Raw genomic sequence first — 12,277 nt, 5'->3', positions numbered from 1 at the left:
AGGACACATTGGCCTGATTGGAAAATATCTGTCAATGAAGAAGTTGGCTCTAAGGGCCGTCGTTCCGGTCGAAGGCGTGCTTTGTCATTTGGCCAATTCCCCTCGAACAGGTAACAAAACTGCACCGGGCGCGTGCAATGTCGCGAGAATGGCCAGGTCGGCTCGCTATTTCGGGAAAGGCGTGCCGCAGGAAACGGGAGAGATTGCGCGTGCAAGGTGAAGCTGACATGTCGCGCGATCTGCTGCAACGGCTCGAGGACAGCCTTGAAAGCTTCACGCCGACAGAGCGAACGATCGCCAATTTCATTCTGACCAATCGGGGCGGGATCGCGTTCGAGACCGCCAATTCGATCGCCGACAAGCTGCAGGTGAGCGCGATCACCGTCGGCCGTTTCTCGCGCAAAATGGGCTATCGCCACTTCAAGGATCTGAAGGCCGGGCTGCGCATGACGATGTCGGGTGTGCCCTGGCTGGTGGGCGATCAGGTGACCGAATTCGTCGGCGCGCGCGGTGAAAGCAATCGCACCAAGACCAGCCTGGAGCTGGAACTGGCCGGGATCATCGAGGTCTATGCGCTGGCGGAGACGGAGGGCTGGAAGGAGATTGTGGCGCTGCTTGCGTGCAGCCGCTACGTCCATGTCGCGGGCTTCCAGACCGAGCGCGGAGCCGCTACGACGCTCGCGCATCTGTTGCAATATGCGCGCGAGGGCGTCAGCATCGTCGATAGCTCGGCCGGCAATTATCACGAAATATTCGCGGTTGATCCCGAGGATCATGTGCTCGTTCTCGTCGATATGCGGCGCTATTCGGAACAAACCTGTGCACTGGCCGAGCAGGCCAGCCGCGAGGGTATTCGGGTCGTGATGATCACCGACAAATTCTGCGACTGGATCCGCAAATTCACCAGCGATGTCATTGTCGTGCCGACCGAGGTGGAGCTGTTCTGGAGCTCGCAGGTGGCGCTGGGCTGTGCGGTCAACCTTCTCGTGAACGATGTGATCGGAATGCTTGGCACAAAGGTAGAGAAGCGCCTCGAGCGCCTGTCGGAGCTTTATCAGAGCTATACCGGACATGTCGGAAGCCCGGCGAGGCGCCGGCCTGGTTGATCACGGACGGGCGGGTTTCCGTTCGCCTGCCGCGCTCCGGCGTCGTCGCAGCCCATAGGCTATGTAGACCGCCACCCCGATCGCGAGCCAGAGCAACAACCGGATCCACGTATCCTGCGGCAGGCTCCACATGAGGTACAGGCAGGCGGCTATGCTCAGCAGTGGCGTCCACGGGTAGAGCGGCACGCGAAAGGGACGCGCAACTTGCGGCTCGCGTCGGCGCAGGATGATCACGCTCGCCGCGACCATCACAAAGGCGAACAGCGTACCCATGGAGATAAGCTCGCCAAGCAGGCCCAGCGGCAACAGTCCCGCGGCAATCGAAGCGACGGTGCCCGTGACCAGCGTACCGGTATAGGGTATGTGCGACGCGGCGCGCACGCGGGTGAACGCCGGGGGGAGTAAACCGTCGCGTCCCATCGCATAGAAGATGCGCACCTGGCCGAGTAGCGTGACAAGCAAGACCGATATCAGCCCCGCGATCGCGACGAATCCGACGATCATCTTGGTCCACGCCAGTCCGGGCCCGGCGCTGTCGAGCGCGACATAGACGGGATCGGCGACGTTGAGCAGCCGATAGCTGACGAGCCCGGTGAGTACGAGCCCTACGACCACATACAGCAATGTCGTCACAGCCACCGATGCCAGCAGCGCACGCGGCACCGTGCGTTGCGGGTTGCGGACTTCCTGCGCCAGTGTCGAGACTGCGTCGAAACCGATGTAAGCGAAGAACAGGACGGCCGCGCCCTGCATCACGCCCGACCAGCCGAAATGGCCAAAGATGCCCGTATTCTGGGGGATGAAGGGTGTCCAGTTGTCGGTATCGACAAATGCGAACCCGGTTGCGACGACCAGCAGCATGGCGCTGATCTTGGCGACCACGATCAGATTGTTGATCCGCGCCGAAAATTCGGTGCCGCGCAACAGCAGCGCGGTACAGAAAAGCGTGAGCAGCACCGCGGGCAGGTCGACGATCGCTCCCGTTGCCACGAGCGCGCGGCCGGAAGAAAGCGCGAAGGGGGCCTGCGCGAATAGTGCGGGAAACCCGATACCGAGATCGTGCAGCATCGATTGGAGATAGGCCGACCAGCCAATCGCGACGAGCGCGCCCGCAAAGAGATATTCGAGTATGAGGCACCAGCCCACGATCCATGCTGCCCCCTCGCCCATCGACGCGTGGCTATAGGAATAGGCGCTGCCCGCCACGGGCATCATGGCGGCAAGCTCGGCATAGCAAAGTCCCGCAAGCAGGCAGACGAGGCTCGCAATCAGGAAGGACAGCGCCACCGCCGGTCCCGAATGCTGTGCGGCCACGGTTCCGGTGAGCACGAAAATGCCTGCGCCCACCGTGCTGCCGACTCCGAAGCAGACCAGTGCGAACAGCCCGATATTGCGCGACAGGCCTTCTCCTTTGCGACCGCTATCTTCCTGCAGCGCGGCGATCGTCTTGCGTGCGAACGGTTTCATGCGAGCCTCGGCTCATGAGGCTTGGCGTACTGCGACGCCGGCGCGGATCGGATCGGTAGCATTTTCGCGTATGTCTCCCGGCTCGTTGGCTGAATGTTATTTTTATCTCAATTGACATCTACAGATATAATTATAACTATCAAGCCTCGGTCGGGGCACCCCGGCGCATTGTGACCTTGCTCGAAGAAAGATCGGACTGGATGATCATCCCCGGACAATATCTGCTGTTCCTCGGCGACGTACACGGGCGGTTGAATGCCAAAACGGCGTGCGGACTGGTGGATTGGGCGCGCGAGCGCTGTGCAGGGCAGTGGCGAATGCCTTCGTGCGGGATTGATCTCGGACTCCCCGATATGAGTTTTGTGCAGGCGCGCGCGGCCGGCGCGCAAACACTGGTTATCGGCGTGACGCCTTTTGGCGGTGCCATAGCACCCGAATGGGTTGCGCCGATCGTCGAGGCGCTTGAAGCCGGGCTCCATGTGGCAAGCGGAATGCATGCGCGCCTGGATAGCGTGCCCGAGATCGCAGCGGCCGCACGCGCCTCGGGCGCATCGCTATTCGACGTCCGTGTGCCCGGTACAGACTATCCGGTCGGATCGGGCCGAAAGCGGACCGGGAAGCGGTTGTTAATGGTCGGCACCGATTGCGCAGTCGGCAAGAAATATTCGGCGCTCGCAATCGCGCGCGACATGACCGCCGCAGGGATGAAGGCGACCTTCCGGGCGACAGGGCAAACGGGGATATTGATCGCGGGGGAAGGGGTTCCGATCGACGCCATCGTCTCCGACTTCGTTGCGGGAGCTGCGGAATCGCTCTCCCCTGACAATGCTCCCGATCATTGGGACGTGATCGAGGGGCAGGGCTCCTTGTTCCATCCCGCTTATGCCGGTGTCGCGCTTGGTCTGCTGCACGGCTCGCAGCCCGATGCGATCATATTGTGCCATGCTGCGGGCCGGACGCACATCGACGGTTACCCCGATTTCCTTCTGCCCGATCTGGCCGAATGCATCGACGCCAATCTCCGCATGGCGCGTCTCACCAACGCTGACGCATATTGTGCCGGCATCAGCGTCAACACGTCGTTGCTGCCAGCGGATCAGCGCCCGGCATATCTGCAAACCATTTCAGATCGGTTCGGACTTCCCTGTTTCGACCCGGTCGCGACGGGCGCCGGCGCGCTCGTCGCGCACATGGCCGAAACCTTCGACTGATCGCCTCCGTGCCGGCCTGGGTCGGGGAGGGGGCCATAAGGGAGTATCAAGGTGGATATCGAGGTGCGTATCGAGGCATGGCCTCTCACCATTCCGTTTCACATTACCGGACGGACCTATACTGAAATCGAGCTCGTCGTCGCGATCGTCCGGGACGGCGAATATGAGGGGCAGGGGGAAGCGGCAGGCGTCGATTATCTGGGCGAGACGCCTGCGGGCATCGCCGCCGCCATCGAATCGGCAAGGACGGTTTTCGACAGCGGCGTGAACCGCGTCGGGCTCCAGTCGCTGTTGCCCGCCGGTGGCGCGCGCAACGCGCTCGATTGCGCGCTCTGGGATCTTGAAGCCGCCCGGTCAGGGCGTCCGGCGTGGCTGGATGCGGGCGTCATCCGGCCCGAGCCCCGTCTTACCACCTGGACGATCGGTGCGGATGCGCCGGACGTGGTGGCAGCGCGGGCTGTCGCATTCGGTGATGCGCGCGCGATCAAGCTCAAGCTGACGGGCGACGGTCTCGATGCCGAACGTGTCCGCGCCGTACGCGCGGCACGGCCCGATGTCTGGCTTGGCGTCGATGGCAATCAGGGCTTTTCGCGCGCGGCGCTTGAGCATCTCATGCCGGCTCTGGTGGAGGCGAAGGTGGCGCTGGTCGAGCAGCCCTTGCCTCTGGATCGCGATGCCGATCTCGACGGCTTCCAATCCCCGATCCCGTTGGCGGCCGACGAAAGCGTGCAGGGGCTGGCTTCGATTGCCGGGCTGTCCAACGCCTTTTCGATGATCAATATCAAGCTCGACAAGTGCGGCGGGCTGACCGAGGCGCTTGCGATGGTCGAAGCGGCGCGCGCGCGGGGCATGGGCGTGATGGTCGGCAATATGCTGGGCACCTCGCTCGCCATGGCACCAGCCTTCATTGTTGGCCAGTTCTGCGATGTCGTCGATCTCGACGGTCCGGTGCTGTTGCAGTCCGATCGTTCGCGGCGGGCCGATTATCGCGACGGCATGATCTGGTGTCCCGACGACATTTGGGGCGGCCCAGGTTCCGGACGTGTGACGGCGGATCTTCGGCAATCACCCGCTGTCGGGCCGATTTGAAGAAAACTATAATATCAGGGAGAGAAATATGTTCAGACTGGCCAATGCCATAGGTGCAGCAACATTGCTCTGCATCGTGACGCCCGCAATCGCCGCACCTGAAACCGCTACGTTCAGGAAACAGCTCGATGCGTTCGTCGAAACCGAAATGCGCGAGCAGAAAGTCCCCGGCGTCGCGATCGCGGTGCTCCGCAAGGGTGAGATTGTGGTCGCGAAGGGCTATGGGCTTGCAACGGTCGAGCACAATGTTCCCGTAACCGCCGACACGATCTTCCAATCGGGTTCGGTGGGCAAGATGTTCACCGCCGCGGCGGTCATGACAGCGGTCGAGCGCGGCAAGATGAAGCTCGACGAGCCGATTACCACCTATCTGCCCGACGCGCCGGTGAGTTGGCACCCGATCACCATCCGCCATCTGCTGACGCATACATCGGGCATTCCAGAATTTGGCACGGACTTCGATTATCGACGCGACTATAGCGACGACGAGCTGGTGAAAACCGCTTATCCATTGCCACTCGATTTCAAGCCGGGCGCGCGATGGAGTTATAGCAACACCGGCTATATATTGCTTGGCATCCTGGTGAAGAAGGCCACCGGCGAGTCCTATCTCGATATCCTCGACAAACAGATTTTCAAACCATTGGGCATGAAGACGGCACGCGGCATCAGCGATGGTGATATCGTGCCGCATCGCGCATCGGGCTATCAGCTCGTCAATGACCAGCTGAAGAATCACGATTGGGTATCGCCGACGATGAATTCGACGGCTGACGGTTCGCTCTACTTTTCGCTCAACGACATGATCGCATGGGCGCGGGGCGTCGAAAACGGAGCGGCGCTTGGCAGCGCGAGCTGGAAGCAGATCTATACTCCCGTCCGTCTCAATAGCGGAAAACCCTATCCCTATGGTTTCGCTTGGAACATCGTTGAGGCCGGCGGGCATCCCCGCTATCATCACGGCGGCGCGTGGCAGGGTTTCCGTACCTTCTATTCGCGCTATCTTGGCGATGATCTTTCGGTCATCCTTCTGACCAATTCGGCGAGCACCGAGCTCAATACCTTTGTCGACGGCATAGCTGGGCTGTGGGATCCTGCGCTTGTCGCGCCCGGTCCGCGCCCGGCACCCGAGCCCGCCATCGAACGTCGCGTGTCCGCGCTGCTCGAGAAAGCCGGCAAGGGTATTTTGAGTCCGCAGGACATTCCCATCGGGCGCACCGGTTTTGTCGAAATGGCGAACCAGTATTTCCCGCCGATGTTGAAGGACCTTGGTCCTTTGACGAAGCTCGAACTCACTGATCGCCGCGAACTGGGTGACGACAAAGCCTACACCTATTCGGCAACCTATGGCGATCGGAAGGTCACAGTGAGACTCGCGCTTGCTCCCGGGGATCAGGTGTCCGCCTTCATGATTGACAACTGAGCGGTATCGGGGGGGAAAGGCGATGAAGACAGACATCATCCGCGAGCAAAAGTCGCGATTTCGCTGGCTCGGAACTATGCGCCGGCCGCGCGGCCATGCCTTGGCGGTGGTCGCCGCTGCACTGGCGCTGACCAACGTAGCGAACGCTGCGAACCCGCCATCGACGCTCATCGCAGGCGCGCGTCTTGTCGACGGTTCCGGCGCGCCGTCGCGTTCCGCCTCGGTGCGCATCGAGGGGGAACATATCGTCGAAATCGGAGACCTGACGCCGCGCACCGGCGAAGCGGTGATCAATGCAGGCGGGCAGGTGCTCGCTCCGGGCTTTATCGATACGCATAGCCATCATGATATCGGCCTGTTCGAAAAACCCGACGCGCTGACGGCGACAAGTCAGGGCATCACAACGATCATTGTCGGACAGGATGGCGGGTCGGAACCATCGCTGTCGGGGCTGTTCGAGCGTATGAAAACCACGCCTGTTGCCGTGAACATCGGTTCTTATGTCGGACACAATATGGTCCGCGCCGAAGTGCTGGGCGAGGACTACAAGCGGGCCGCCACGGCGCATGAAATCACGACGATGCGCGCGCGGGTCCGGGCGGCTATGGCCGCGGGCGCGATCGGGCTTTCGACGGGACTCGAATATGATCCCGGCATCTATGCCACGAAGGACGAAGTGCTGACGCTGGCGAAGGAAGCCGCAGGCGCGGGTGGGCGTTACATCAGCCATATCCGCAGCGAAGACCAGAATATATGGGCCGCGCTCGACGAGATCGTCGAGATCGGACGCGTGACGGGCATGCCGGTGCAGGTCTCGCACATGAAGCTCGCCATGACCGACTGGTGGGGGCAGGCCGATCGCTATCTGGGCGTGATGGACCGCGCGCGCGCGACCGGCGTCAATATCACGGGTGATGTCTATCCATATGAATATTGGCAATCCACGTTGACGGTCATGTTCCCCAAACGCGATTTCGCCAATCGCGAAAGCGCCGAGTTCGCGCTCAAACACCTCGCGCCCGCCGACGGACTGCTGCTCTCGCTGTTCAGTCCCGACCCGACGCTCGTCGGCAAGACCGTCGCGCAAATAGCGGAGCAGCGCGGCACCGATCCCGCAGCCGCACTGATACAGCTGATCGCAGAATCACAGGTTCCGGGTGCCGAGGAGATGGTGATCGGAACCAGTATGCGCGCCGACGATGTTGCGACGCTCATCGCCTGGCCGCACGCCAATATCAGCAGCGACGGCATACTCGAGGATCGCCACCCGCGTGGCGCAGGATCCTTCACACGCGTGCTGCGCCAATATGTACGCGAACAAAAGCTGCTCACGCTCGAGCAGGCGGTCCACAAGATGACGGGGGCCGCGGCTGCGCACATGGGGATTGCCGATCGCGGCGTCATTCGACCCGGCGCGCGTGCCGACCTCGTGCTGTTCGATCCCGAAACGGTCGCCGACCGGGCCACGAGCGAAAATCCGTCGACCCTGTCGATCGGGATATCGCGGGTCTGGGTCAATGGCGCATTGACCTTCCGGAATGGCCAGCCGACCGGTGTCCGGGCGGGCCAGCCCGTGCGGCGCGGTGCACCGGAAAAATGAAAGAGTGATGGCAGCCGGGGTTGCTCGCGCTGCCATCGCGTCGCATAGGCCCGTCAAACGGGGAGGGAATCTGTTGCCCAGCGCGCGAGGATGTTGCCGTGCAATGCACCGGTGAAAACGGCGACGTGATCGACGCGCGCGCGCGCATAGCGGGACTGCACACGCGCTTCCGCCTCGCGCTCGAACGCTATTTTTCCCGGAAGATCGGAAGCAAACCCGATGTCGATGATCTGGTGCAGGAGGTCTTCGAACGGCTGATGCGTCGCGGAGCCGTCGAAAATGACGATCGAATCGATGGCTATGTGTTCACCACCGCCAGCAGCGTCCTCACCGATCGCCACCGGCGAGGCCGGGCGCGCAAGGAACATCTGCATCAGGAATTTTGTCCTGACACCCATTCGGGTGTGGATTTCTCGCCCGAGCACGTGCTTGCCAACAGGGAGCGGCTCGCGCGCGCATCGGCAATCCTGCTCGAGCTTCCGGAAAGGACACGCGCCATCTTCATTCTGCGACGTCTGGAGGGGATCCGTTATGTCGACATTGCCGAGCGTCTCGGCATATCGGTAAGCGCCGTCGAAAAGCATATGCAGCGCGCGATGACCCACATGGTCCACCGGATGGACGAAGAATGAGCGGCCGGAAAAACAGCGGGCCGACACAGGGCATGTCCCCGACAGAGGCTGCAAGCTATTGGTATGTGCGCCGCGACGGCCGCGATCTTTCCGCCGGGGAGCAGGCGAAATTCGACGACTGGATGCGCGAGTCGCCAGACCATGCCGAACAGTTCGCACGCATGGGGGCCGCCTGGAATTTCTACGATGACCATGAGAGCGATCCCGGTCTTGCGGCGCAGCGGCGCGCTATTCTTGCCGAGTCACCGTCCCGTCGCGGAAGAATCTGGCAAGCTGTAGTCGGTGGGCTGATTGCGGCATCACTGGCCGCCGGGATCATCCTGCTGGAACCAGCCTATCGCACGGCGGTTCCGGTCGAAACGGATTCGAACCGTGGCGCCCTTGTCGCCGCGTCAACGGACGATATGGTTCATGCGACGCGCAAGGGCGAATTGCGGACCGTCGTGTTGGCCGACGGCAGCAAGGTCACGCTCAATACCGATTCCAAAGTTCGCGTCGCTTTCTCGGCGCAGCGCCGCATCGTGAAACTGGTGCAAGGTCAGGTTCTATTTGAGGTTGCGCACGATGCGGCCCGTCCGTTCGTGGTCGAGGCGGCCGATCGCCACGTCACGGCGCTCGGCACTGTCTTCGAGGTTCGCCTCGAGCCCGGCCGCATGGAGGTGGTTCTGGTGGAGGGCAAGGTCGTGGTGGACCGGCGGGATGCAGCGAATGCTGCCCGTACACCGACCGTGCTGCGGCCGGGTCAGGAACTGATCGTGCAGACCGGGGCGGCGGCGCGGGTCGTTCCTGCCGATCTGGGGAGGAAGCTGCGCTGGCGTGAAGGCTTTGTCGAATTCGTCGACGAACCGCTCGGCCAGGCTGTTGCCGAAATCAACCGCTATACCGACCGTCCTATTCGTGTGGCGGATGAACGCCTGGCGGCACAGCGTATCAGTGGTGTGTTCCGGACCGGCGATCCGCGACGCTTTGTTGCGATCGTGGGCGAATTGCTGCCGGTCGAGGCGCGAACGCATTCGGACCGCATCGAACTGGTGAGTCCTCCCGCGCGTCCCTGACCTGAACCGCGTCAGCAAAAAAATAAGTGCGGGCCGGTGCGGGTTTCTCTCCGCGCTGCGTGATGTCGATTGGGAGCGCGGAAAAATCGCGCCTCGACAGGGACAGATGGGGGAGAGAAACCATGACCGTACATAACGCGCTTTTGCGTATAAGTCTGGCGAGCGCGCTGGCAATCGCACCGGCCGCATTGTTGGCGATCCCGGCCGCCGCGCAGGCGCAGGCGCCGGTCAAACTCAATGTTCCGGCGCAAGGCCTTGCCTCGGCGATCCGTCAGGTGGGCCGCCAGACCAGAACAGAAATCATCTTCAGCCCGTCGGTCGTCGGTTCGCGGCGCACGTCTGCACTGGTCGGGGCGTTTACCACCGATCAGGCGCTCGATCGCCTGCTCGAAGGCTCGGGGCTGACGGCGCGCCGAACGGCGCAGGGCGCCTATGTCATCGAACGCCTTCAGACCTCTTCGCGCGACGAGGAAGCACGTGGCGGTTCGGGTTTTGCCGACGCCACCGAAATCATCGTGACGGCAACCAAACGCGCCGAGCCGGTGCGCAAGATATCGGGATCAGTGTCGGCGCAGACGGGTGACCAGCTGGACAAGCTGGGCGCGCAAAGCCTGGGCGATTATCTGACGCGCACGCCGGGCGTCGTCTTCAATGCCGGACGGCCAGGGGATGGCTCGATTGCGATCCGCGGCGTTTCGACCACTACCGGTCGCGATCAGGGGCAGGCGACAACAGGCGTGTTCATCAACGACGTGCCGCTTACCGATCCCTCTATTTCGATCGGCACGCCGGATATCGACACCTTCGATGTCGACAATGTCACCGTGGCGCGGGGGCCGCAGGGCACATTGTTCGGCTCGGCCTCGCTGGGCGGCGCGATCAACTATCAGGCGAACCGTCCCGACCTGACGCGCTGGGAAGGGCGTGTGCAAGCCGGTCTCAGCGGGACCGAGCAGGGCGGAACGGGCGGCGCCGGCAAGGTCATGTTCAACGCGCCGATTGTCGAGGATGTTTTCGGCATACGCGGCGTTTTCGTCTATCGCGAGGATGCCGGCTACATCGACAATATCGGCACCGGCAAACGCGATTCCAATCGCACCGTGACGAAAGGCGGCCGGTTTCTGGCGAGTTGGAAGCCGGGGCCGAACACGTCGATCTCCTATATGTTCCTGCAGCAGCGGCAGACGACCGACGATGCGGGCTTTCAGCAACCGACGCTCGCGGGCGAACTCAAGAAGAGAACGGCGTTTCCGGACCGCGGCAGCTTCAGCACGCTCGTTCACAATATGCGCTTCGACCAGGATCTGGATTTCGCCACGCTGACGGCGACCGCGACCCATCACGCCAAGAAATCAGATACGCGTGACGATTATAGTGCGGCTTTTTCCGAGGCGCTGTTCGGGCTCGCGCCGATCACCTCGCTCGCACCGTCGAAAAATGTCGGGCAAACCTATGAAATTCGGCTGGCGTCCGCGCCTGGTGGCGCGTTCGACTATGTGATCGGCGCAATGCATGACAATACGAAGGTCCGCCTCAACCAGCGGTTGCATGCGACGGGCCTGCAAGCTGTGGTCGACGATCTCATCGGGCCGGGGATGGGGGCGGTTCTCGCGCCGGATGATTTGTTCCTCGACGGAAATATCACGGGACGCGCCCGGGAAAGCGCACTCTTCGGTGAGGCGACCTATCATCTCAGCGACCGGCTCAAGGCAACATTCGGCGGCCGTGTCTTCGATCAGAAGCTCAAATTGCGTTCGGTCCTGACGGGGCTCTCGTCATTTCTCAGCACTGGCAATTCGGTCGTCGACATGACCGGGATACAGAAATCCAGCGGCTTCAATCCCAAGGCATCGATCACCTGGACCTCCGACGCGGGGCTGATGGCCTATGCGCTGGTATCGAAGGGGTTTCGCTTCGGCGGCCCGAATATCATTCCGTCGCTGCCGGGTTCGGACGTCCCGCGCCAATATGGAAGTGATTCGCTGTGGAACTATGAAGTCGGGATGCGTGCCGACCTGTTCGACCGCAAATTGTTGCTCGACGTGACGGGTTTTTATGTCGACTGGAGCGACATTCAGCTGCGGCTGACCTCGAATTCGCTCAACTATGCCGACAATGCAGGCAAAGCGCGCAGCTACGGCCTTGAAGCGAGCGCGACGCTGCGCCCGTTCGATGGCCTCAGCCTGACCAGTAACCTGACCTATCTGAACGCGAAGCTGTCCGAAACATTCGATCCCGCCCCCAACACCCCGGGACCGGTGGTGCCCGCGGGGGCGAGGCTGCCGGGCGCATCGAAATGGCAGGTCTCGAACATGGTCTCCTACGAGCGCGATACGGGCGGCATGGATTTGTCGGTGGTGCTGTCTCACCGGTATATTTCCAGAGCGCCCGGCGCTCTTGTTGTCGATTCCACGGTCGCGGGCGCTCCGCAGGGCGGATATCATCTTTTCGACATGCGTGCCGGTGTGCGCGGCGATCGTGCTGGCATCACGCTCTTTCTCGACAACATCGGCAATTCGCGCGGGGTGACGAGCGGCACGGCCAATCCCCTGGAACAATATGTCGTCCGACCGCGCACCGTCGGCATCACCTTCGACTACAGGATCTAGCGCTTCGGATCGAAGCGAGATCGCGCTTTGGCCGCGCAGGGACAGGGATTCCGGTCGCGGTCCATCACCATGACGGGAAGGATAT

9 protein-coding genes are annotated in these 12,277 nt (G+C 62.2%); 8 read left to right on the top strand and 1 reads right to left on the bottom strand.

Translation table 11 applies throughout. The features are described from left to right. Positions 1-227: 227 nt before the first annotated feature. On the top strand, positions 228-1,106 hold the full coding sequence (locus AC1RRJ_RS19595) for a MurR/RpiR family transcriptional regulator (protein ID WP_493125829.1): 879 nt from the start codon (positions 228-230) through the stop codon (positions 1,104-1,106). On the opposite strand, the gene AC1RRJ_RS19590 is transcribed toward AC1RRJ_RS19595, so the two are convergent. Further along, entirely contained in the window at positions 1,107-2,573 is a 1,467-nt protein-coding gene (locus AC1RRJ_RS19590) for an amino acid permease (RefSeq protein ID WP_493125827.1), read from the bottom strand. Positions 2,574-2,773: 200 nt separating this feature from the next. Here AC1RRJ_RS19590 and dgcN point away from each other — a divergent pair, with 200 nt between their 5' ends. The 7 genes from dgcN (at position 2,774) to AC1RRJ_RS19555 (ending at position 12,192) form a co-directional block, all read left to right on the top strand. Then, entirely contained in the window at positions 2,774-3,784 is a 1,011-nt protein-coding gene (gene dgcN, locus AC1RRJ_RS19585; RefSeq protein ID WP_493126267.1) for an N-acetyltransferase DgcN, read from the top strand. 51 nt (positions 3,785-3,835) lie between these two features. Further along, positions 3,836-4,873, top strand: a complete 1,038-nt coding sequence (locus tag AC1RRJ_RS19580) for a dipeptide epimerase (protein WP_493125825.1) — start codon at positions 3,836-3,838, stop codon at positions 4,871-4,873. A 28-nt stretch (positions 4,874-4,901) separates the two neighbouring features. Next, positions 4,902-6,296, top strand: a complete 1,395-nt coding sequence (locus tag AC1RRJ_RS19575; protein WP_493125823.1) for a serine hydrolase domain-containing protein — start codon at positions 4,902-4,904, stop codon at positions 6,294-6,296. Between the two features lie 22 nt (positions 6,297-6,318). Continuing rightward, positions 6,319-7,896, top strand: coding sequence for an N-acyl-D-amino-acid deacylase family protein (locus AC1RRJ_RS19570; RefSeq protein WP_493125821.1), 1,578 nt, complete (start codon positions 6,319-6,321; stop codon positions 7,894-7,896). A 98-nt stretch (positions 7,897-7,994) separates the two neighbouring features. Beyond that, positions 7,995-8,528 carry an RNA polymerase sigma factor gene (locus AC1RRJ_RS19565; RefSeq protein ID WP_493125819.1) on the top strand — a complete coding sequence of 178 codons (534 nt, stop codon included), beginning with the start codon at positions 7,995-7,997 and terminating at the stop codon, positions 8,526-8,528. After that, positions 8,525-9,583 (top strand): FecR family protein, encoded by a 1,059-nt coding sequence (locus tag AC1RRJ_RS19560; RefSeq protein WP_493125817.1) that lies wholly within the window; start codon positions 8,525-8,527, stop codon positions 9,581-9,583. Before AC1RRJ_RS19565 ends, AC1RRJ_RS19560 begins: the two co-directional genes overlap by 4 nt. 122 nt (positions 9,584-9,705) lie before the next feature. Continuing rightward, positions 9,706-12,192 (top strand): TonB-dependent receptor, encoded by a 2,487-nt coding sequence (locus AC1RRJ_RS19555; protein ID WP_493125815.1) that lies wholly within the window; start codon positions 9,706-9,708, stop codon positions 12,190-12,192. The last annotated feature ends 85 nt before the right edge of the window (positions 12,193-12,277 follow it).

It is taken from the genome of Sphingopyxis sp. GW821-FHT12C06 (assembly GCF_058807415.1).
This window is presented reverse-complemented; position numbering and strand designations above follow the sequence as displayed.

Bases quoted from the DNA above. Each gene is read 5' to 3' on its own strand.
- AC1RRJ_RS19595 (WP_493125829.1), top strand. From the start codon at position 228: ATGTCGCGCGATCTGCTGCAACGGCTCGAGGACAGCCTTGAAAGCTTC.
- AC1RRJ_RS19590 (WP_493125827.1), bottom strand. From the start codon at position 2,573: ATGAAACCGTTCGCACGCAAGACGATCGCCGCGCTGCAGGAAGATAGC.
- dgcN (WP_493126267.1), top strand. From the start codon at position 2,774: ATGATCATCCCCGGACAATATCTGCTGTTCCTCGGCGACGTACACGGG.
- AC1RRJ_RS19575 (WP_493125823.1), top strand. From the start codon at position 4,902: ATGTTCAGACTGGCCAATGCCATAGGTGCAGCAACATTGCTCTGCATC.
- AC1RRJ_RS19570 (WP_493125821.1), top strand. From the start codon at position 6,319: ATGAAGACAGACATCATCCGCGAGCAAAAGTCGCGATTTCGCTGGCTC.
- AC1RRJ_RS19560 (WP_493125817.1), top strand. From the start codon at position 8,525: ATGAGCGGCCGGAAAAACAGCGGGCCGACACAGGGCATGTCCCCGACA.
- AC1RRJ_RS19555 (WP_493125815.1), top strand. From the start codon at position 9,706: ATGACCGTACATAACGCGCTTTTGCGTATAAGTCTGGCGAGCGCGCTG.